This is a genomic window from Pedobacter steynii, assembly GCF_900103665.1.
In the GTDB taxonomy this organism is placed as follows: Bacteria; Bacteroidota; Bacteroidia; order Sphingobacteriales; family Sphingobacteriaceae; genus Pedobacter; species Pedobacter steynii.
Genome location: NZ_FNGY01000011.1, coordinates 268,675 through 289,896, shown reverse-complemented (window position 1 = coordinate 289,896; position 21,222 = coordinate 268,675). Strand labels below are relative to the sequence as shown.

General features: G+C 39.1%; 16 protein-coding genes and 1 tRNA gene. 9 read left to right on the top strand and 8 right to left on the bottom strand.

The genetic code is table 11. From position 1 onward, the window contains the following. The first annotated feature begins 471 nt into the window (after positions 1–471). The gene (locus tag BLQ87_RS26820) at positions 472–2,235 is read left to right on the top strand and encodes a S8 family peptidase (protein WP_074611996.1); all 1,764 of its coding nucleotides are present in this window, start codon (positions 472–474) and stop codon (positions 2,233–2,235) included. A gap of 9 nt (positions 2,236–2,244) precedes the next feature. On the opposite strand, the gene BLQ87_RS26815 is transcribed toward BLQ87_RS26820, so the two are convergent. Continuing rightward, the gene (locus BLQ87_RS26815; RefSeq protein ID WP_074611995.1) at positions 2,245–3,201 is read right to left on the bottom strand and encodes a hypothetical protein; all 957 of its coding nucleotides are present in this window, start codon (positions 3,199–3,201) and stop codon (positions 2,245–2,247) included. A gap of 242 nt (positions 3,202–3,443) precedes the next feature. Between BLQ87_RS26815 and BLQ87_RS26810 the strand changes: the two genes are divergently transcribed. Next, positions 3,444–3,986, top strand: coding sequence for a hypothetical protein (locus BLQ87_RS26810; protein WP_143010559.1), 543 nt, complete (start codon positions 3,444–3,446; stop codon positions 3,984–3,986). A 441-nt stretch (positions 3,987–4,427) separates the two neighbouring features. Here the strand turns inward: BLQ87_RS26810 and BLQ87_RS26805 are convergent. Beyond that, positions 4,428–4,501, bottom strand: a tRNA-Met gene (locus tag BLQ87_RS26805). 105 nt (positions 4,502–4,606) lie between these two features. On the opposite strand from BLQ87_RS26805, the gene BLQ87_RS26800 reads away from it, so the two are divergent. The 3 genes from BLQ87_RS26800 (at position 4,607) to BLQ87_RS26790 (ending at position 7,827) form a co-directional block, all read left to right on the top strand. Continuing rightward, positions 4,607–4,987, top strand: a complete 381-nt coding sequence (locus BLQ87_RS26800) for an START-like domain-containing protein (RefSeq protein ID WP_073229621.1) — start codon at positions 4,607–4,609, stop codon at positions 4,985–4,987. 30 nt (positions 4,988–5,017) lie between these two features. Beyond that, complete coding sequence (locus tag BLQ87_RS26795; protein ID WP_074611993.1) at positions 5,018–6,457, top strand: LptF/LptG family permease; 1,440 nt, start codon at positions 5,018–5,020, stop codon at positions 6,455–6,457. 158 nt (positions 6,458–6,615) lie between these two features. Continuing rightward, positions 6,616–7,827, top strand: a complete 1,212-nt coding sequence (locus BLQ87_RS26790) for a bifunctional 3,4-dihydroxy-2-butanone-4-phosphate synthase/GTP cyclohydrolase II (protein ID WP_074611992.1) — start codon at positions 6,616–6,618, stop codon at positions 7,825–7,827. A 9-nt stretch (positions 7,828–7,836) separates the two neighbouring features. Here BLQ87_RS26790 and BLQ87_RS26785 read toward each other — a convergent pair whose 3' ends face one another. After that, positions 7,837–12,219, bottom strand: coding sequence for a translocation/assembly module TamB domain-containing protein (locus BLQ87_RS26785; RefSeq protein WP_245723938.1), 4,383 nt, complete (start codon positions 12,217–12,219; stop codon positions 7,837–7,839). A 116-nt stretch (positions 12,220–12,335) separates the two neighbouring features. Here BLQ87_RS26785 and tsaD point away from each other — a divergent pair, with 116 nt between their 5' ends. After that, positions 12,336–13,337, top strand: coding sequence for a tRNA (adenosine(37)-N6)-threonylcarbamoyltransferase complex transferase subunit TsaD (tsaD, locus tag BLQ87_RS26780; RefSeq protein WP_074611990.1), 1,002 nt, complete (start codon positions 12,336–12,338; stop codon positions 13,335–13,337). 17 nt (positions 13,338–13,354) lie between these two features. Then, on the top strand, positions 13,355–13,534 hold the full coding sequence (locus BLQ87_RS26775; RefSeq protein WP_074611989.1) for a hypothetical protein: 180 nt from the start codon (positions 13,355–13,357) through the stop codon (positions 13,532–13,534). Between the two features lie 79 nt (positions 13,535–13,613). Here BLQ87_RS26775 and recA read toward each other — a convergent pair whose 3' ends face one another. The 4 genes from recA to BLQ87_RS26755 all read right to left on the bottom strand — a co-directional run bounded on the left by recA (position 13,614) and on the right by BLQ87_RS26755 (position 16,448). Then, positions 13,614–14,627, bottom strand: a complete 1,014-nt coding sequence (gene recA, locus BLQ87_RS26770) for a recombinase RecA (protein WP_074611988.1) — start codon at positions 14,625–14,627, stop codon at positions 13,614–13,616. Between the two features lie 131 nt (positions 14,628–14,758). After that, a complete protein-coding gene (gene nth, locus BLQ87_RS26765) occupies positions 14,759–15,427 on the bottom strand; it encodes an endonuclease III (RefSeq protein WP_074611987.1) in 669 nt (222 codons plus the stop codon). A 152-nt stretch (positions 15,428–15,579) separates the two neighbouring features. Beyond that, positions 15,580–15,771, bottom strand: a complete 192-nt coding sequence (locus BLQ87_RS26760; protein ID WP_074611986.1) for a hypothetical protein — start codon at positions 15,769–15,771, stop codon at positions 15,580–15,582. 101 nt (positions 15,772–15,872) lie between these two features. Continuing rightward, entirely contained in the window at positions 15,873–16,448 is a 576-nt protein-coding gene (locus tag BLQ87_RS26755) for an RNA polymerase sigma factor (RefSeq protein WP_074611985.1), read from the bottom strand. A gap of 258 nt (positions 16,449–16,706) precedes the next feature. On the opposite strand from BLQ87_RS26755, the gene uvrA reads away from it, so the two are divergent. Together uvrA and BLQ87_RS26745 are read left to right on the top strand one after the other, a co-directional pair. Beyond that, positions 16,707–19,508, top strand: coding sequence for an excinuclease ABC subunit UvrA (uvrA, locus tag BLQ87_RS26750; protein ID WP_074611984.1), 2,802 nt, complete (start codon positions 16,707–16,709; stop codon positions 19,506–19,508). 14 nt (positions 19,509–19,522) lie between these two features. Further along, a complete protein-coding gene (locus BLQ87_RS26745) occupies positions 19,523–20,143 on the top strand; it encodes a lysine transporter LysE (RefSeq protein ID WP_074611983.1) in 621 nt (206 codons plus the stop codon). Between the two features lie 5 nt (positions 20,144–20,148). Here BLQ87_RS26745 and BLQ87_RS26740 read toward each other — a convergent pair whose 3' ends face one another. Then, positions 20,149–21,186 (bottom strand): DUF2157 domain-containing protein, encoded by a 1,038-nt coding sequence (locus BLQ87_RS26740; protein WP_074611982.1) that lies wholly within the window; start codon positions 21,184–21,186, stop codon positions 20,149–20,151. Positions 21,187–21,222 lie beyond the last annotated feature (36 nt).

Sequence of the window (21,222 nt, the reverse complement as noted above, 5' to 3'; positions counted from 1 at the left end):
CAGAGAAGTCAAGCCCACCAGAGCCGATGGTACTGCGGTAACACGTGGGAGAGTAGGTCGGTGCCAAATCTTAAAGTAAGCCTGTAGTGAAAACTACAGGCTTTTCTTGTTTATCAGCTTTTTTATTCCTGGATTCGTTTATAGATTTTTGAAATCATTGTTTTTATACTACGGTGCGGAGAATTTCCCGTTAGGCTAAAGATCTTTGCTGGTTCCCGCAATCACGGATCTTCATGCAGCACTTAAGCCTTTGGGCTACTGTAGCCGCAACTTCCTGAAGCTGATTAGCTTGCTGCTTTCAAGATTTTCATCTCCTTTGACAGAAGAACTTTGCGGGAAGATCATATTTGGTCAGTTGTACCAGCGCTGAGGCCTGAGCCTTATTTATTGTTAAAATATGCTAAAACTTGATCCCTGATACAATAAAACCGTATTATTGTATTTTACGTTAATTTATAAAAGCAATTTCAAATGAGATTCAGGCAATTATTTTTTACAGCACTCCTTTTATCAGCTAATGCCTCTGTTTACGCGCAGAGTAAAGATGTTAAGCTTCCCGCCAATTGGTTCAATCTGGACCTTGTTCAGGATGGTTACTTTGGAATCAGCACTGAAAAAGCATACAAGGAGTTGCTTAAGGATAGAAAACCTAAACAGAAGATTATTGTAGCCGTAATTGACGGTGGCATTGACGTCAATCATGAGGATCTAAAGGATATTTTGTGGACGAATAAGAAAGAGGTTCCCGGGAATGGTATTGACGATGATGGAAATGGATACATTGATGATGTCCACGGGTGGAATTTTATCGGATCTAAGAAAGGAAATCTGGCTTATGATAACCTGGAATTGGTTAGGATTTATAGAGAATATGTACCAAAATATCGCTCTACTATAAAATCGACTGTGCTTGACAGCGTTCAAAAGAAAGAATTTGAATTGTATACCAAAGTTACGGCAGAGTTCGGTAAAAAATACGATGAAGCAGATCAAACGTTTAGAGTGGTGTTTGCAATTAATAAAATAATGGATTCCGTGGCACTGATTCATAAAAAGACAATCCCTTCGCTTGAGGATATAGATGGGTATAAAGCGGATGATGAAATGGAGGAGCAGGTTAAAAAGATCATTAGATCCGGGGCTAAAGAAAGCGGGGGAATTGAGAAATTTCATAAGGAAATAAAAGACGCTTATAAGCAGTATGATGTCATGTTGAAATATAACCTTAATCCTAAATATGACCAGCGGGCTGAACTGGTTGGAGATGATTATTCAAATGCAAGAGAGAAATTCTATGGAAATAACGATGTCATGGGGCCAAATGCGGAGCATGGCTCGCATGTGTCAGGAATTATAGGCGCAAATAGGAAGAATACGATTGGCATCAATGGCGTTGCCGATTATGTGAGTATAATGGGCATTCGTGTAGTTCCTGAGGGTGATGAAAGAGATAAAGATGTTGCCAATGGCATCAGATATGCTGTCGACAATGGTGCAAAGGTAATTAATATGAGTTTCGGTAAGAGTTATAAATGGAACAAAGAGGTTGTAGATGAAGCCGTAAAGTATGCGGAAGAAAAGGGGGTGTTATTGGTTCATGCTGCTGGTAATGATAACTTAAACGTTGATTTGGAGGAGAACTATCCTAATAAATATTATGATAGCCCTGAAGCAATCGCGCATAAGAAAAAAATGGAAGAGTCGGCACCAAAACCCATACCGTTCAGACCTTTGAATAGCCAGATGCAAAATCAGGGAATGGGACGCCCAGGTGTACGTACGAATGTAAAGCCAGCTCTTGATTCCGCTAAATTTAAACTCCCTCACGCTACAAACTGGATCGAAGTAGGCGCAAGCGCTTATAAGAATGATGCCACGTTGAAAGCCTCTTTCTCAAACTATGGAAAGTACAATGTTGATGTTTTTGCTCCGGGATTCATGATTAATTCTACTGTGCCTGGTTCTAAATATGAAGAATTGGATGGTACAAGTATGGCTGCTCCGGTTGTTTCCGGACTGGCTGCGTTGATTTTAAGCTATTATCCGGAATTAACCGCTCCGCAAATACGGGAAATCATTATGAAATCAGTTACTAAAGTTGTACAGAAGGTGAAATTAACCAATGAAAGAGGAGAGAACACCAGAGCGGTATTCTCTGAACTTTGTGTCAGTGGAGGTATTGTGAATGCTTATGAAGCCTTAAAATTGGCAGCGACCTATTCTAAAAAGAAATAACGCTCCGGCCTAATTTACAACAATAGTAGCAGGGAGTTGAGCTTCATATCCTTTGCTGCCTTTGTAGATATATCGCGTTGTAATGGTATACTTTCCTTTTTTGCCTGGCTTGATCTTAGCAGAAACTGATTCAGGAAGACCTTCACGATCTGTTGAAGTATAGCTTCCCTTAGTTGTTACGATGATATCCCGGAAGTATTTCTTCTTACTTAGAGGAACTGAGTACTCACTTGACCAGGACGCAGGCTGCTCTTCATCTGCTCCCGTTGTCTTTTTTACGCCATATGAGGACATAATTTGCTGGTAGGTACCATTGCTCCCGGCAATGAGAAATAACGCGCCATAAAAGGGGCCGCCACCCCCGCCATTCAGGTGTTCAATCATAAAAGCATATTGATCTTCCCCAATCAATAATGGCTTGGGAGTAGGACAATTTGAAAATGCTCCATAACCGCCAATAGCTGGTTGAAATATTCTTAATTTCCATCCTTCTTTTGTTAAAGCAAACTTGGCCAACCCTAATAGTCCACCTGTAAATCTAGAGGTCTGAAGCCCTTCCTCATCATATTCGGAATGATTAAAGCTGATGACTTTATATTGTAATCCTGTGGAGTCTTTGAAGTCCATCACATTCATTAAGCGGGTGGCTACACCTCTTTCAAATGGGAATAGCAGGTCTCCCTGCTCTCCATTTACATCGGTATAAGATTTCCTGTTAGGTGTTTTGATGTCCCAATTGATTAATTCATTTTGATATCCGGACTTTTTTGTAATGTTGTAATATTTACCTGGGAATAATTTTAACAGCGCTTTTTGCGCGTCAAAAGGCCCGGAAATAATGAGATTGCGGGCCTCTAATATGGTGTAGCTGATGGTAGTCTTTTTTAGATACTCATCGTCGTTTTGTGCATAAGAGGTATTGAGGAATGTAGACGTTAATAGTAAAAAAAATAATATTGATTTCATAAATATGGTTTGGGGCACGAGTTACAAAAAGAAGGTTCATTTCTATCCTGTAAAAGTACACTATAGAAGCTTCTGTACATAAATAATGAATATCTGCCTAAGAAAATATTAATTTAGCCCCTCACAAAATAGCTAGCCATAAAATAAAACTAGCTTGTTTAGGGCACTTATTTTCAAAATGCCTGGGATATAAATGCGTTAGTCGTCGGTTTAGCGGAACGATATAAAAAATGAAATTTGATATGAAATATAGATTTTTACTTTTCCTTTTAGTGATTTTTGGTTGTGAAACTAAAAAAGCGAAAGAAACTGTTCAAACAAAAATTGAAATAGAAAATAGAAATTTTTTTGTTGGTGATGTCAATGATGACAAGAAGGGTGATACTGCATTTATAAGTTTTATACGAAATATAGAAACCGATGAAATTGAATGTGGAGAAAATAATTGTTTTATAAAAATTGAATTTACAGATGGCATTCCCAAAATAAGTTTTGATCAAAGTTTGGGAGTTTTTATCGCTCAAACTGAAGATTTGAATAATGACAAAGCAAATGAAATAATAATTTTTTCCAGAACCAGGGAAGGTTACTGGAATAATATTTCTGTTTGGTCATTTAAAGGCAGAAAATGGAATGAAATCGCTAAAACCAAAGCGTTTATATCAGAAAGTCAGGATTTTGAGAATCGAATAGTCAAAGAAAGAGGTGGTTATTATTTAATTGGGGAAAATCAATGGGAAGAGGATGAAAACGGAGAATTTAAAAAAGTAAAGATTAAAATATAAAATCCGATATTCCCGATCTATCTTCAGGTAGTGATAAACTGCTCAGGGTTTATGTGGCCTGACTCAAAACTCCTCAGCTATTCCGCTGATCTTTTTTACCGGGAATGGTAATCCGGCCTTTATGATCAATTTTACTATTTTTAGAAGAACAGTTTAAAAATTGTATATTGAAACTGTGATTTTTTCTGTAAAATGTTCGGAACGGGATTAAAAAGAGGGGAATTATTCGGGGCATCATCGTTTGATAAGGAATATGGATGCAGGAAATCTGCGCCATTAAATGTGCCAAATGTTTGAGCTTTGAGGTGACTTCTTAGGGAAACGTATAAGGGTGGTGTGGTATTTGGATTGGGCAGCTGCTTGTAGGGTTATGTTGTAAGTCGTTGATTATAAAGTGGTTTAAACATAAAAAAGCCCATCCGAAGATGAGCTTTTAACAAGTAGCGGGGAGCAGGATCGAACTGCCGACCTCAGGGTTATGAATCCTGCGCTCTAACCATCTGAGCTACCCCGCCGGGCGTCTTTTTTCTAAAGAGTTGCAAATATAGAATAAATTACTTTTCTTTAGAAATAAATATTAAAAAAAATAGTCTAATAGTTCAAAATATAAGGATCCATCGATGTCAGAAAAGAAAAAGTTTACGTTAGAATATGAATTGAGGTCGTCTCCACGTATTTTGTTTAGCTTCATTAGTGAGCCTAATGGCTTATCTCAATGGTTTGCTGATGATGTGATTTTCCGTGATCAGCTGTATACATTTACATGGGATGACGAAATACAGAAAGCGAAGCTTTTAAGTATTAAAGAGAATAAACTGGTAAAGTTTAAATGGATTGATGATGAACCTCATTGTTATTTTGAGATGGAAATCGTTCAGGACGAATTAACAAATGATGTAGCTTTATCCATTACAGATTTTGCTACTGAAGATACACTTGCCGAACGTACGCTGATTTGGGATAATCAGATTACCTATTTGCATAGTGTACTTGGCGCATAGTTTTTCGCTTGCTTTGATTACCTTTGTATATTGAAAAAGATTCATTTACTACTGCTCAAAGCATTTATTAGGCCCTTCTTCGTCACATTTTTTATTGTGATGTTCATCTTGTTGATGTTTTTCCTGTTTAAATACGTGGATGATTTAATAGGGAAGGGCTTTGAATGGTATGTGATCCTGGAACTGATGTATTATGCTTCGGCTGCAAATGTTTCCATGGCCCTGCCACTTTCTATTTTGCTGTCCTCCATTATGACCTTTGGGACTTTAGGGGAAAACTATGAGTTGGTGGCCATAAAATCGGCGGGGGTATCACTGCAAAAAGCAATGATGCCATTGCTGGTCCTGATCGGCTTCATTGCAATTGGCTCTTTTTTATTCTCGGATGTGATGTTGCCAAAGGCCAATTTAAAGTTCGGCTCTCTACTCTGGGATATCAGAAATAAAAAATTATCCTTTCTGATTAAAGAAGGGGTGTTCAATAATAGTATTCCGGGGTATTCAATCAGGGTGGATAAGAAAGGCTCAGACGGAGTTTCGCTTGAAGGGGTTATGATCTATGACCATACCAGTAATAATGGGATTGCGAAGATCATTATTGCTAAAGAAGGAAAAATGGCCAGTGATGAGAAGAACCTTCTTTTGAAGCTGAAGAATGGAGTCCGATATGAAGAATCCAGTGGACAGAATTCATCTTACAACCCCAGACAGCAGTTCACCAGGATGAGGTTTAAAGAAACAGATCAAAAATTTGACATTTCCAGTTTTAAGATGAACAGGACAGATGAGCAGGGCTTTAGAAACAATACCCAAATGCTCAATCTTAAAGGGCTTGTTAAAAAAGAAGACTCTTTAAGTAAAGAGCTGGATAGTGTGAATAAATTTGCAGCGATGACGGTTTCGAGTTACTTTAAACAGAATAACTATGTGAAAGGTTATACTAAGGTTAAAGCGGCTGAAAAAGTGATCAATAAGCCTGTACTGAGCCTATTGCCGGTAAACCAAAAACTAAGCATCATCCAAAGTGCCTTAGATCAGGCAAACTCGATCAAACAAACAACTTCGGGCCGAATGGCAGATTATGGCGATAGGGTAAGAAATATCATAAAAGTTCAGATCGAATACCAGAAAAAGTTTACACTCGCAGCATCTTGTCTTCTTCTATTTTTCATTGGAGCCCCATTAGGAGCAATCATTAGAAAAGGGGGCTTGGGTTTGCCTGTAGTGATGGCCATTGTTTTCTTTTTGATTTATCATATTATTGCCACTGTTGCGGAGAAATCGGCTATAACAGGTACGCTTGCCCCGTTTTTCGGACCCTGGCTGGCGATCATTATCTTATCTCCCGTAGGAGCTTTCCTTACTTATAAAGCAACAGTAGACTCTGCCTTATTTGATGTGAATAACCTTAAGCAACTGCTGGTAAGCCTATTTAAAAAGAAAAAAAAGAACCTGCCGGCAAAGCTTTAATCAGTTAAGAAGCAGGGCTGATATTGACAATTATTCCTTACTTATTTATGATATTTGAACACATGGATTTGAGTGGGAAGGTTGTAACTTTGTACTTAAATCTTAATAGCTGAACAAGCAGCTGATCCTAGTGTTTGTTTATCGATATATTTCAAAAAATGGAAATCAAACTAAATGCAATAGAAGAAGCTATTGCTGAAATACAAGCTGGTAAAGTAGTTATTGTTGTTGATGATGAGGATAGAGAAAATGAAGGCGACTTCCTGACCGCTGCTGCAAATGCGACGCCTGAAGTGATTAACTTTATGGCCACTTATGGCAGGGGGCTGATCTGTGCTGCCTTAACGGAACAGCGTTGTGATGAACTTGGGTTAGAGCTGATGGTTGGAAAGAACACTGCAGCTTATGAAACAAACTTTACCGTTTCTGTTGATTTAATTGGTTACGGATGTACTACCGGAATCTCGGCCTCTGACAGGTCTAAAACTATTCAGGCGTTAATTAACCCTAATATCGATCCTGCCGAATTAGGTAGACCTGGACATATTTTTCCACTAAGGTCCAAAGATGGAGGCGTTTTAAGAAGATCCGGACATACGGAAGCTTCTGTAGATTTAGCCAGATTGGCTGGAATGGAACCTGCAGGGGTTTTAGTCGAAATCATGAAAGATGATGGAGAGATGGCCAGATTGCCTGATTTGATTAAAATTGCAGCTCAGCATCAATTGAAAATTGTTTCTATAAAGGATCTGATTGCTTATCGGTTGAGCAAAGAAAGTTTGATACAAGAAGAAGTAACCGTTAATCTTCCTACAGATTGGGGAGATTTTAAAATGACGGCTTATACGCAGCTGGATACCGGAGCAACCCACCTGGCGATCCGCAAAGGGGAATGGCTTCCGGATGAGCCGGTGATGGTAAGGGTACACAGTTCTTGTGTGACTGGTGATATTTTCGGCTCCTGCCGTTGTGATTGCGGCCCGCAGTTGCATAAGGCAATGGAAATGATCGATAAAGAAGGTAAAGGTCTTATTGTATATATGAACCAGGAAGGTCGGGGTATTGGACTGGTGAATAAATTACGTTCTTATAATCTTCAGGATGCAGGTTTAGATACCGTTGAAGCCAATATTAAACTGGGCTTTAAAGGTGATGAGAGAGATTATGGAGTAGGTGCTCAGATATTAAGGGCTCAGGGGATTTCTAAAATGAGATTGATGTCTAATAACCCGACAAAACGCGCCGGTCTGATTGGATATGGACTGGAAATTTTAGAGAATATCTCTATCGAAATTGAAAGCAATGTTCACAATGAACAATACCTGAGAACCAAACGTGATAAAATGGGACATCAGATCATGAAGGGATAAAAAGAAAGCCTATTTCTTAGGGTTATTCTTTTGCTGTTCGTTAAGAATGGCCTCTTTGTTAATTAACTGCCTGGTTTTGGGGATTTCTCCATGCTGGGCTTTTTTCTTTTGATCCCTTTTGTACTTCCCGGTTATTTTCTGGAGGAATTCCCTGAAGCTATCAAACTGTTGGGTATAAACCAGCCCTAACGAGGTCACATTGTTATTCTGGTTGATGCCGGAAGTCGTAAAGATGGTTTGTTGTGTGGGTGGTTTATTGGATACTTTACCGATCAAAGTCCCATCCTTTTTGATTAGACCAAGAATCTCTACTTCACCCCCTACATTATTTCTTGTGAAACCTGAAAGCGATAAATCATTCGTACTGCCTCTGTTTACAATTCCGGCATTCAGGATAACACGGTCATTAAACAGTCTGAACGAGGCATTGGCTTCCGTTAACGAGCGAACATTGAAGTCCACAAAATCCAGATTTAATGAAGAAAGCACATTGTTCAGCTGATTAAATAACAGCTCTGTTGCTGTACTCGTTACCCCATTGGTTAGTTGCTTTCCTAAATCCTCGTTTCCTGTGCCCGGAGCAAAGCTTCTTCTGATGATTAAGCTCAATGCCTGTAAATTAAGGTTATTGGAATCGTTGAAATAGGCCTGCATTTCTTCCTTAATTGCGGGGTTTGATGGGAAGAAGATATCCAGTTTAATATCAGGTTTTAACAATAGCCCCGAGAGTCCCATTTCAACTTCGGTTAGTACCCGCTCATCTTTACTACTGCCCGGATCTCTGTTAGCAGCAGTATAGAGGTCTCTCAGGCTTGTTCTAAGCGCGTATATCGCCTTCAATTGTATTTGGGCAGCGGTAGGGTTGCCTGTCCACCGGATCGTTCCACCCTGTCTGATATTGAATTTCTTATTGATCACCTCCTGTGCGGTGAAATCGAAGCTACCATTTTCAATGATATAATCTCCCGACATGTCGAAATCACCCAGGCTATTGATTTTTAAAGTAAGGTCAGTTGCATTTCCTCTTCCACTAAGGTTTCCAAGAGTGGTGAAGATATTGGCTACACTGTTCGCATCCACATCCAGTTTCAGATTCATGGTAAGCCCATCAAAACTGGTTTGCTTTTTCACTGTTTTAGTGGTGTCCTTACTTACGAATGTGATGAAATCCTTACTCGAAACTGTTTCAGAACTATTTAACGGAAGGTTAAATACGGTTCCTTTCTCCGTTTTTGCATCAATATCAATGAACATCCGGTTGGTAGGCCCCTTGAATATAAATGTTCCGGTTCCATAGGCCTGCCCATAGTAAACAGGATTGTCCTTTTCGGTTGTGTTGAGTGCCATGAAGTTTTTAGCCTTCACAACGACATCAATTGTTGGATTGTCAATATTGTTCAGGTCGACGGATCCATTTGCCACTGCCTGGTTATTGTCTACATCAATTAATTTAAGGTCATGGATTCTGATGACACTATTGTCAATCACCACCTGATCATCTAGCGTATAGGCTGTCTGAAGATAATTGATGGTCATTTTCCCTTTGTCAAATGCTACTTCTCCATTAATTTCTGGTTTTTCGAAAGGACCTTTGACAGTCAGATCCGCCGAGATATTGCCTTTTAACTTGGAAACGAGTTTTTTTACAAAAGGTTCCAGAACAGCCAGCTCTGTCTCATCCAGCTTTACATGGACGTCTATTTCTTTTTTTCCGAGATCAAGGCTTCCTCTCGCTCTCAATGTTTCCTTATCACGCGCAATAATGGTGGTGTAAATGTTGGCCACATTGTTGGCTTTATGATAAGAAGAAGTATCTGTTAAACTTCCAATGTAAGTGTCATTGAACCTGAGGGAATCTATGGTAATGTTGTCAGAAATTTTGGGTGATTTTAGTACCTGATAGAGCTTTGTCTCTCCGTTGAGATGCCCGGATAGTTTGACACCAAGACCTTTAACGAAAGGATTTAAAGTTTCCAGGTCAAATTTTTCGAAGCCAACCAGAATCAGGTCGTCGGGATCTTTGGAAAGAATCCCATTGATTTTGAGTAGCTGATGGCCGTTGCTCAGGTCGAAGTTGTTGATTTGTGTTTTGCCATCATGAAAACTAATCCTTACTTTTTCCTGAATTTTCCAGTCTTCATTATTGATTTTTAGTATGGAGGGAAGGATGGTAATCCGCCCTACAGTGTCGGTAGCAAATTCAACAAGACCATTCAAATCAAGTGAGTTGGCATCGTCAGAGTTGGCAAGTTTAACGTTTAAGGTCAGACTGTCGTTGCGGAGAATATTTGAAATATTGACATTTTTGATATATAAACTGTCATTTATATCTACGCGGTCTGAGGTGATGATGGCTTGAAGCTGATTGAGGGATGTATTCTCGTCGACAATAATATTGTTGACTACAATTCCATCATACTTGAGTTTTTTTACAAAGCCATTTACCGTTGCCGTCTTCTTTTGGGAGTCAAAGTTTCCAATGAAAATGGCCTGATCTTCGATTTCCAGTCCCGGAACAAGGAGCTGGGCCACAGGCTCAAACTTTTTAATTTTTAAATTAAACTGGAAAATCTGCTCCTTATAGTTGATGATTTCTGCTTTTAGTGAAGGGATATAGGTTTTGGCGAGTGTCTTGAAATAGGAGGGTAATGTATTCAAGTCATACTGACCCTTTATACTGGCATCTAAGATGTCGGAATTGATCGTTAGGCTTCTATCCCTTCCGATACCACTGGCATTTAGTTGTATGGAATCAATATGATAAATTCCTTTTACGTTGTTAAGTTGTACGTGTTGGACTAATAGATTTCCCTGAATATTGTCCAGATTGGTCCCGGAAAAGTTCGTACTGAATGTGGCATCTACCTGGAGAGAATCTTTGTATAATTTAAGTGCCCTCAGCCTTGCTTTTTTAATGTCGGCTTTGAAGTTGAATTGAGGAAGTTTGCCATTTAAATTTACTCCACCGTCGAAGTTGAGCTTCAGATTTTTATCATCTATTTTTAAATTTCCATCAAAATACTTTTTTTCAAAAGTTCCATCAATGTTGACATTTGTGTACCTGTAGTTGTTGAAATCAATGTAATCAATGTCACCATTTAGCTTTTCGTAAAGACTTTTGATTTCTGTGCCACGGCCTTTCACATTTAAAGAGGCCGTAATTCTTCCAAGAGTTTTTTCGTCGACCAGATTACCCAGATTGAAGTCGTATGTCTTTACATTTCCGGAATAGGAAGGCGTTCCTTTCTTATCGATTTTCATGTTTACGTCGGAAACTACGCGTCCCAGCTGGGTTTTGAATTCCCCATAGGCAATAAAATCATTTTGAAAACCGGTAAAGGAGCCATTAAAGTTTACATTTCCAAATTTGGAAACGACCTCAGGTATGGTCTTTGCTTTTTTTCCGGTAATACTTGTTAATAATTGGTCGAGGTCTTTTTTATTGGTTCCTGCCATCTCAATCTTGAGATCCATGAAGGTTTCTTTTAGAACAGGTAGCCCTTTGAGGGTGAAATCTCCTTTGATATGGGTTGCTTTTCCCGCTTTTATAGCTAATTTTTTAGCCCTGAGGTTATTCACCAGACCAGTAATCTGTCCATCAACATCCAGGTTTAAATTCATCTGATCCAGTTCGGAAGTGAAGAATGATACATCACGGGAATCAATATGGCTATCTTTAAAATTAGCCTTCATTCTGATTTTATTCACATAATCATTAAAATCCCTGAACTTATTAAAGCTCATTTTGAAATAATCCTTAAGCGTGCTATGGTTTGTTTCCAATAACAATTTTTGAAGCTCAATTTTGTTGGTGTCGACGGTGGTAAAGGCCGTTAAATTTTTGAGGTAAAAGCCACTTTTCTCTTTAAAAGTCAGGTTTTTAATGTCTGCCTGGATGATATGATCGGTCGTATTGAGTTTCTCGAAGATTCCATTTAAATTGCTCAGGTGGACATCTTCGAAATTCACCCCTTTCATGACCGTATCAATTTTAAGGTTTTTATACTTGAAATTGATGTTGTTAAGGATGATACGGTCAAAAGTGATTTTGTAAGGTTTCTTCTTCTTCTTTACCGTCGTTGTACCGGAATCGAAGTAGTCAATAATGAAATCAAGATTGGTTGATTCGTCTTTATAAGATTTGAGAAAAAAAATGCCGTCATTTAACTGAACGGTATTCACATCGATAATTCTCTTCTCCAACGAAAGCTGATTGATATCTACCAGAAGTTTGGGTGTATTCAAAAGCGTATCTTTCTGTTGGTCGAGGACGAGCAGATTTTCAAGAACAACAGATTTGAATGGTTTGATATATATTCCGGTTAAGGAGATGGTGGTATTGAGCTCTTTTGATAAATACGCTGCTGCTTTTTTTGCTACAAAAGTCTGCACGGGCTTGAATTGAAGCGCGAATAACAGGATCGCAACTAGTAATAACACTGATGCAACAAACCAAAGAAGTATTTTTAATAGTTTTTTAATAGTTTTGTAGCTTAATTATAATCATTGTGCCAGTAATACTCGCTATTGAATCTTCTTGTGATGAAACTTCGGTTGCTATCTGTAACAACGGCAAAATTACTGCCAATGTTATTGCAAACCAAACAATTCATGAAAATTATGGTGGTGTAATTCCTGAACTAGCTTCGAGGGTACACCAACAAAATATAGTGCCTGTGATACAACAGGCCTTAATAGACGCTAATGTAGACAAAAAGGAGCTAAATGCGGTTGCTTTTACCCGGGGACCGGGTTTATTAGGTTCTTTGTTGGTTGGGGTTTCTTTTGCGAAGTCTTTTGCCTTGGCACTGGATTTGCCTTTGGTGGCTGTAAATCATATGCATGCACATATTTTGGCTCATTTTATTGATGAACCGAAGCCTGCTTTCCCTTTTTTATGCCTGACTGTTTCCGGAGGACATACACAGATTGTCCTGGTGAAGGATTACTTCGATATGGAGATCGTTGGAGAAACGCTGGATGACGCAGCGGGAGAGGCTTTTGATAAAACGGCCAAAATCCTCAATCTCCCTTATCCTGGTGGTCCGTTGATCGACAAACATGCGAAACTTGGAAATCCATTGGCATTTAAGTTCCCGGAACCACAGATCAAAGATCTGAACTATAGTTTTAGCGGATTGAAGACTGCGATATTATATTTCATCAGAAAGCAAGAAAAGGAAAATCCTGACTTTATATCGGAACATTTGAATGATATTTGTGCTTCTGTTCAATATAGCATAGTACATATTCTGCTCAATAAGTTGAGAAAGGCAGCGAAACAGTATGGAATTAAAGAAATTGCGATTGCCGGTGGAGTTTCGGCCAATAGTGGGCTGAGGGAAGCGTTGCAGAAAAGGGCAGAGGAGTCTGGCTGGAACGTATATATCCCTGCTTTTGAATATTGTACGGATAATGCGGCAATGATTGCTATTGCGGGATATCAGAAGTATTTAAACGGAGACTTTGTGGAACAGGATGTTGCTCCGATATCCAGGATGAATTTTTAATATAATAACAGCGAATTATGAGTGCAACGAGTTTTATTTTTTTCGGTTTAATGCTGATTCCTTTTATCATTTTTATCGTTTGGTTGATCAAACAGGATAAAAAGCGAAATTATCTTGGGTTAGCCGTATTGCTTGCTGCAATTATAGTAGCAGTTATTGTGGCCATCTATGTAGATGCGAAATATATGAAGATGTAATAAATAAAAATTTAAAAATATACGAAAAGGCCGGCTTTGTAATTACAAAGCCGGCCTTTTCGTATATTAAGAATAAGAATTAAGCTCTTTCTTCTAATTTTTCGCCAGTTACTTCAGCTCTGATTTTAGCTTCAATTTCCTCAGAAAGTTCTGGGTTATCCAATAACAATTGTTTAACGGCATCTCTTCCCTGACCAAGTTTAGTCTCTCCATAAGAGAACCATGAACCTGCTTTTTTGATGATGTTGAAATCTACACCTAAATCGATGATCTCTCCGGTTTTTGAAATACCTTCACCAAACATAATGTCGAATTCTGCAATTCGGAATGGAGGGGCAACTTTATTCTTTACAATTTTCACTTTTACTCTGTTTCCTGAAACTTCATCAGAATCTTTAATCTGAGAGGTTCTACGAATATCCAAACGTACGGAAGCATAGAATTTCAATGCATTACCACCGGTTGTTGTTTCAGGGTTTCCAAACATCACACCAATTTTTTCACGCAACTGGTTGATGAAGATACAGCAACATCCTGTTTTAGCAATGGTTCCTGTTAACTTACGAAGGGCCTGTGACATTAAGCGGGCTTGTAATCCCATTTTGGAATCACCCATTTCACCTTCAATCTCTGCTTTAGGAACAAGTGCCGCAACAGAGTCAATAACAATCACGTCTATGGCTCCTGATCTGATCAGATTGTCTGCAATTTCCAGTGCCTGTTCTCCATTATCTGGTTGAGATATTAATAAGTTATCGACATCAACACCCAGTTTTTTTGCATAATTTTTATCGAAAGCATGTTCCGCATCGATGAATGCTGCAATTCCGCCTTGTTTTTGTGCTTCTGCAATAATATGAGTAGCCAAGGTCGTTTTACCAGAGGATTCAGGACCGTATATTTCGATCACTCTTCCTTTTGGAACACCACCAATGCCTAAGGCAATATCTAAACTAATTGATCCTGTAGAAATCGATTCAATAGGCTCTACAGCATTATCACCTAGTTTCATAACGGTACCTTTACCATACGATTTCTCTAACTTATCTAAAGTAAGTTGTAATGCTTTTAATTTGTCTGCGTTTACGCTCATATTATTAAATTCTGGGAGTAAGATAAAATATTACCGTTGGAAGAATCAATAACTTCTACTTACATGCTAATTATATTAGCAAATATAGCTAATGTTTATTCTAATGCAAGAAATAAAAGTATTTTTTTTGACTAGTCCTGTTTTTCGCTAATTATTTTAGTTATTTTATTATTTTGTTGAAAATATTTACAAATATTGGTTATTTCGCAAATGCTGCATTTCGGCGATCTGGCCAGGCAAACATAGCGGCCATGAAGGATCAGCCAATGGTGTGCCACATGAATCGTCTCCTTGGGAAGGTTCTTTACCAATTCTTTCTCGACTGCCAAAGGTGTTTTTCCAGAAGATAAACCGATTCTTCTGGAGACCCGGAATACATGGGTATCTACGGCCATTGCAGGAGCATTATAAATTACTGAAGCAATAACATTTGCTGTTTTCCGGCCAACGCCCGGCATCTTTTGTAACTGGTCTATATCAGAAGGTACTTCGTTATTGAAGTCATTCAACAGCATTTTTGCCATTCCAACCAGGTGCTTAGCTTTATTATTGGGATAGCTTACGCTTCTGATATAATCGAAAACAATATCGGGTGTAACATCAGCCAATGCTTTTGCATTTGGAAAACGTTGAAACAAGGCTGGAGTGACCTGATTAATGCGCTTGTCTGTACACTGTGCAGACAAGATCACTGCAACTAATAATTGATATGGGTTATTGTAATGTAATTCTGTTTCAGCATCAGGCTGTTTTGCAGAAAAGTGGGCAACAAAAAGTTTGTATCTGTCTTTTTTGAGCATGAGCAAATATAAAGAGAAGAACTAACACAAGGTTAAAAAAAACGGCAGTAAAAAAAGAAAAGAAGTGCTAAGGTCTGAATTATCGGAAGTTAGCTGGAAAATAAGGGCATAAAAAAGCTGCCTTTTGGAGGCAGCTTCAATTCGTTTTTAAATTACTTCGCTCTGGAGTAGGCTAAAATTTTCTCGATGGTTTCATCGGAAGGATTTCTTGTTAAGCGGTCCAGTTGCGGCCTGATGTGGTCATAGAACATCATATCGAGTTCTATAACTGCATCAACTGCAGGTTTTTCCTGCTTTGGCTGTGTGCAATTTAGTCTGTTAAGTGAAGTAGAGGTTTCCATCATAAGCAATAATAAAATATATGTTTACTAATGTAAACGTTATTGTTATAAATTTATTTTAACCTAAACTACAATTTTTTGTGGACATTTTATCCAACTAAAAATCAGGAGATTTCTTTCACTTTCATCATCTTGCGAAGGTTGCTTAAAGCGTAACGCATTCTTCCCAATGCTGTGTTTATACTCACGTCGGTCAGCTCTGCGATTTCTTTAAAACTGAGGTCAGCATAATGACGCATGATTAACACTTCCTTCTGATCATCCGGCAATAAATGAATCATTGCACGAAGGTCAAAATGAGTTTGTTCTCTCAGCATTTTTTCTTCCGCACTTTCTTCATGGATCTGAAGGAGGTTAAAGATGTCTGTTCCGTCGGCACTGGTGATAATCGGGGCACGTTTCTCACGCCTGAAATAATCAATCACCAGATTGTGCGCAATCCGCATCACCCAAGGTAAAAATTTACCCTCCTCATTGTAACGCCCTGATCTGAGCGTATTGATGACTTTTATAAATGCATCCTGGAAAATATCCTCTGCGAGGTATTGATCCTTTACTAATAAATAGATAGATGTGTATATTTTCGACTTATGTCTTCTCAGAAGTTCTTCCAAAACCGATTCATCACCGGTAAGATATAACTTCACCAAGTCTTGGTCACTATATAATTCTAATTTCATAGGAGTATCCGTACTAAAAAGTTCCCTGCTAATTGCTATAAAATACTTAGTAGATGTTTTTTTCGATATCTTTCTCCTGTTAGTTAGTGGTTTAGTTTGTCTGTTGAATCCCCAAAAGAAGCATTTTTTTATTACAATACAATATAAAAAGTGTTAAAAAAAATTAAAACTGCGCTGAGAGCCTTATTTTTGCATCCTCCCAAAAACGGTAATATTGCATTTTTTGGGTTATATTAGCACTATTCTATCCAGAAGTCAATGAATAACGAAATCAATAAAGATCCACATAAACATATAATCATAAAAGGTGCCAGAGTCCATAATCTGAAGAATATAGATGTTGCAATTCCCAAAAATAAACTGGTAGTCATCACCGGAATGTCGGGATCCGGCAAATCTTCTTTAGCTTTTGACACTTTATATGCCGAAGGTCAGCGACGCTATGTAGAAAGTTTGTCGTCCTATGCGAGACAGTTTATGGGAAGAATGAATAAGCCGGATGTAGATTATATCAAAGGAATTGCACCAGCTATTGCCATAGAACAAAAGGTGATTACCTCTAATCCAAGATCCACGGTAGGAACCTCTACAGAGATTTATGATTATCTGAAGCTTTTATTCTCCAGAATAGGAAAAACCTACTCTCCGGTATCGGGAAAGATCGTTAAGAAGGATACCGTAAGTACCGTGGTGGATTTCATTTCGGGCCTCGAACCAGAAAGCGTGGTGACGATCTTCTGTCCTTTATTTCCTCATAATAACAGGTCTATAAAGGAAGAACTGGCGGTTTTACTTCAGAAGGGATTTCTTCGGATTTTCTATAAGGAGGAGATTCTGAAGATTGAAAATATTCTGGAAGATGAGTCTTTCGTTGACTTTGAGCTGGCCGATGCGGATACCGTAAGGATTTTAATCGACAGAATTGTGGTGAACAATGAGGAAGAAACATTGAGCCGTATCGCGGATTCTGTGCAAACCGCATTTTTTGAGGGTAAGGGTGATCTATATGTAGAGCAGGAAGGGAAGTCAACTCATTTCTGTGATCGTTTTGAATTGGATGAGATCCGTTTTGACGAACCTACTCCAAACTTCTTCAGTTTTAACAACCCTTATGGAGCATGTAAGAGATGTGAAGGGTATGGAAATGTAATTGGAATAGATGAAGATCTGGTTGTTCCGGATAAGAGTAAAAGTTTGTATGATAATGCCATTGCACCATGGCGTGGGGAAAAGATGCGGGAATGGCTAAACAAGCTCATCAAAAATGCGGATAAGTTTAATTTCCCTATTCATCGCCCTTATAACGATCTGACGGAGAAAGAACAAAGACTGATCTGGACGGGGAATAAATATTTTGAAGGCTTAGATGCTTTTTTCAAAGAACTGGAAGAGCAGACCTTCAAGATTCAATATCGGGTGATGTTGTCCAGATATCGTGGAAAAACCGTTTGTCCGGATTGTAAAGGTTCCAGACTTCGTAAAGACGCTTCTTACGTGAAGATCAACGATAAATCAATCATAGATGTGGTATTGATGCCATTGGCGACGATACTGGATTTTTTTGATCATCTGAAGCTTTCTCCAAATGATGAGAAAATTGCGAAAAGATTGCTTGCTGAGATCGTCAACAGGGTATTGTATCTTAACAATGTAGGATTGGGATATCTGACGTTAAACAGGCTTTCCAATACTTTATCTGGTGGAGAATCGCAAAGAATTAATCTGGCGACTTCCCTGGGGAGTAGTCTTGTTGGTTCTGTATACGTGTTGGATGAACCAAGTATCGGCTTACATCCAAGAGATACTAATAAGCTGATAGAGGTGTTGCTTTCGCTTCGTAATGTAGGAAACACTGTACTTGTTGTGGAGCATGAAGAGGAGATGATGAAGGCTGCTGATCATATTATTGATATTGGTCCGGAGGCTGGAACACATGGAGGTAACCTGGTATTCAGCGGCACTTATGATCAAATTATAAAAGACAAAAAAAGCCTCACCGGACGTTACCTTTCGGGAGCAGAGAAGATTGCGATACCGACTAAAAGAAGGGGATGGAAAGACCATGTGCTCATTAAGGGAGCCAGAGAAAATAACCTTAAAAATATTGATGTGAAATTCCCTTTGGGCGTATTCACAGTAGTGAGTGGTGTTTCCGGAAGTGGAAAAACCAGCTTAATCAAGAAAATTCTTTATCCTGCTTTGCAAAAAGCAATCGGCAATTATGCGGGAGAACAAACTGGAGCTTACGACGGAATCTATGGAAACTACGATCTGGTAAATCAGGTAGAAATGGTGGATCAAAATCCGATAGGAAGATCTTCGAGATCTAACCCTGTGACTTATGTGAAGGCATGGGATGACGTGAGGGCACTCTTCTCAGCTTTGCCTGGTGCAAAGGCTGCCGGATTGAAGCCTGCCGCATTCTCCTTCAATGTAGAGGGTGGCCGATGTGATGTTTGTCAGGGCGAGGGGGAAGTGAAGATTGAAATGCAGTTTATGGCAGATATTTATCTTCCATGTGAAGCATGTGGAGGAAGGCGGTTTAAGCAGCAGGTTCTGGACATCACCTATCACGATAAAAACGTCGCAGATATTCTCGATTTAACTATTGATGAGGCGGTCGACTTCTTTAAGGGGGAACCTAAGATCATGGCTAAGCTCCAGCCATTGGTAGATGTTGGTTTGGGCTACGTACATCTTGGTCAGTCTTCCAATACTTTATCTGGCGGAGAAGCACAACGGATTAAACTGGCCTCGTTTCTGATCAAAGGGAATAACGCCAGCAAAACAATGTTTATTTTTGATGAGCCTACTACAGGTTTACATTTCCACGATATTAAGAAATTACTGATTGCGCTGAATACTTTGATTGAACAGGGCAATACGATTTTGGTAATTGAGCACAATATGGATATGATAAAATCTGCGGACTGGATCATTGATATCGGGCCTGAGGGAGGAGATAAAGGCGGTAATGTCGTTTTTGAAGGAACACCAGAAGACCTGGTCTCTTCAAATTCTTCTTATACTGCGAAGTATTTAACTGCACACATGAAATAATTGTATCTTCGCAAATGCTTTTTTTAACACTCTTTTTAGGGGTAATACTGAATATGGTGGGATATATCCCTCCGGGAAATATTAACCTTACTGTGGTTCAGATTACCATCACCAGGGGAATCAGACAGGCACTATATTTTATAGGCGCCTTCTCGGCGATCGAGATACTTTTCACTTTTGGCGTGATGCGTTTTGTGCAATGGCTTTCCAGTGAAATCAAATTGGGAGATATCATTGATGTGATCATGGTGCTGATGTTTGGTATTTTAGGCTTTATCACCTGGAGATCCAGGAAAGAAATGCCAAAAGCAGATTATTCTAAAAAAGACAGCATCAGATATGGAATGCTTTTGGGCGTAATTAATCCCATGCAAATCCCTTACTGGCTATTTGTAGGTACTTACCTGATTTCCCATGAGTGGATAGATATTGGCTATCTTTCTCTGACGATCTTCAGCATTGGTTCAGGTATTGGGGCAGCTGTGGCTTTATATGGTTTTGCCCGGTTTGCCCAGTATATACAGGAAAAATTTGCGCTGAGCAGTTATCTGGTGAATAAAGGGATTGCACTGTTGTTTTTCGCTTTGTCAGGCTATCACATCTGTAAAATCGTTTACGTCCACGTTATTAAATAGGCAGATTATTTCTTTAGAAACTCTACATTCCAGATTTTTTCGGCTCTTCGTCCGATAATCCAGAAGGAGGCTGCAAGAACGCAGAAGAAAAGTGCTTTGTGCCAGTTGTCCCAGAAATATTCGAAATAACGGGTGTAAAGGTTGATGAAGAGAAAGGTAATTCCGAATTCCCTGGCAATATCATCCCGGTATTTTAGGCCTACAAAGATGCTGATGATGCAGGCTGTTGCAGAGATAATGGCCCAGTAGAACAAGCTGATTTGCCTTACCCCGTACCAAGCCTCTAAGGTGCCAAAATTCCCAAATACTGAGAGCAGCCAGAGTGATACAAATAAGTAGGCCATTCCACTGATATAGGTTACGGGAAAAAAGTGAGCCACCTTTTTATTTCTTTTCATAAAGAAAGACAATCCAGTGAGCACTGCTCCAAAACATACAAAGCGTAAAGGATAATTCATCCCGGCGAAATACCAGTTCCATCTCGACAGATAGCCAGTTTCTGTTCCAAACCAGGCGCCAAGGGAAATCAAAGCGAAAACCCAAATCAACCTTGACTTGAAGACATAAGCCAGAATGCCATAGATGACCACAGCAAGGAGCAGTAGTAAAGAAAAATGACTGCTGCCGGTGCCAATAGCTTTACCCAGATAGGCGATGGCGTTGGCGGTGAGCATCACTGCTGTAAATATCAATGCCTCATTACTGAAGACCTGATGTGATTTGGTTTGCTTTCTTTTGAAGCTCAGGTAAAAAAGATAGGCTGCAGCAGATATCGACAGAATACTGATTACTCCATCGGAGGTGTCATAAAGTCGTTCCAGGTATTTTAAAATGGTATCGTCTATGAGTAAAGCGCCAAGAGAAATTACACCGCAAGCCATTGCGATCCAGAAAGAGTATTGAGCCAACCTTCGCCAGTCGAAATTCTTAGTTTCATAGCTCCCGCGTAAGCGTTGAACATCTGCTTCGGTAAGTAATTTTTCTTCCTGCCAATGCTCGAGCATTTCGTCTAAAAATTCACTCTTTTCCGAATCTATCTTCATTTTTCGTTGGCTGGTGGTGGTTGGTTTATATTTGTT

Excerpts from the sequence above, each read along its gene's own strand:
- BLQ87_RS26820 (WP_074611996.1), top strand. The coding sequence starts at position 472 with ATGAGATTCAGGCAATTATTTTTTACAGCACTCCTTTTATCAGCTAAT.
- BLQ87_RS26815 (WP_074611995.1), bottom strand. The coding sequence starts at position 3,201 with ATGAAATCAATATTATTTTTTTTACTATTAACGTCTACATTCCTCAAT.
- BLQ87_RS26810 (WP_143010559.1), top strand. The coding sequence starts at position 3,444 with ATGAAATATAGATTTTTACTTTTCCTTTTAGTGATTTTTGGTTGTGAA.
- BLQ87_RS26800 (WP_073229621.1), top strand. The coding sequence starts at position 4,607 with ATGTCAGAAAAGAAAAAGTTTACGTTAGAATATGAATTGAGGTCGTCT.
- BLQ87_RS26790 (WP_074611992.1), top strand. The coding sequence starts at position 6,616 with ATGGAAATCAAACTAAATGCAATAGAAGAAGCTATTGCTGAAATACAA.
- BLQ87_RS26775 (WP_074611989.1), top strand. The coding sequence starts at position 13,355 with ATGAGTGCAACGAGTTTTATTTTTTTCGGTTTAATGCTGATTCCTTTT.
- recA (WP_074611988.1), bottom strand. The coding sequence starts at position 14,627 with ATGAGCGTAAACGCAGACAAATTAAAAGCATTACAACTTACTTTAGAT.
- nth (WP_074611987.1), bottom strand. The coding sequence starts at position 15,427 with ATGCTCAAAAAAGACAGATACAAACTTTTTGTTGCCCACTTTTCTGCA.
- BLQ87_RS26760 (WP_074611986.1), bottom strand. The coding sequence starts at position 15,771 with ATGATGGAAACCTCTACTTCACTTAACAGACTAAATTGCACACAGCCA.
- BLQ87_RS26755 (WP_074611985.1), bottom strand. The coding sequence starts at position 16,448 with ATGAAATTAGAATTATATAGTGACCAAGACTTGGTGAAGTTATATCTT.
- uvrA (WP_074611984.1), top strand. The coding sequence starts at position 16,707 with ATGAATAACGAAATCAATAAAGATCCACATAAACATATAATCATAAAA.
- BLQ87_RS26745 (WP_074611983.1), top strand. The coding sequence starts at position 19,523 with ATGCTTTTTTTAACACTCTTTTTAGGGGTAATACTGAATATGGTGGGA.
- BLQ87_RS26740 (WP_074611982.1), bottom strand. The coding sequence starts at position 21,186 with ATGAAGATAGATTCGGAAAAGAGTGAATTTTTAGACGAAATGCTCGAG.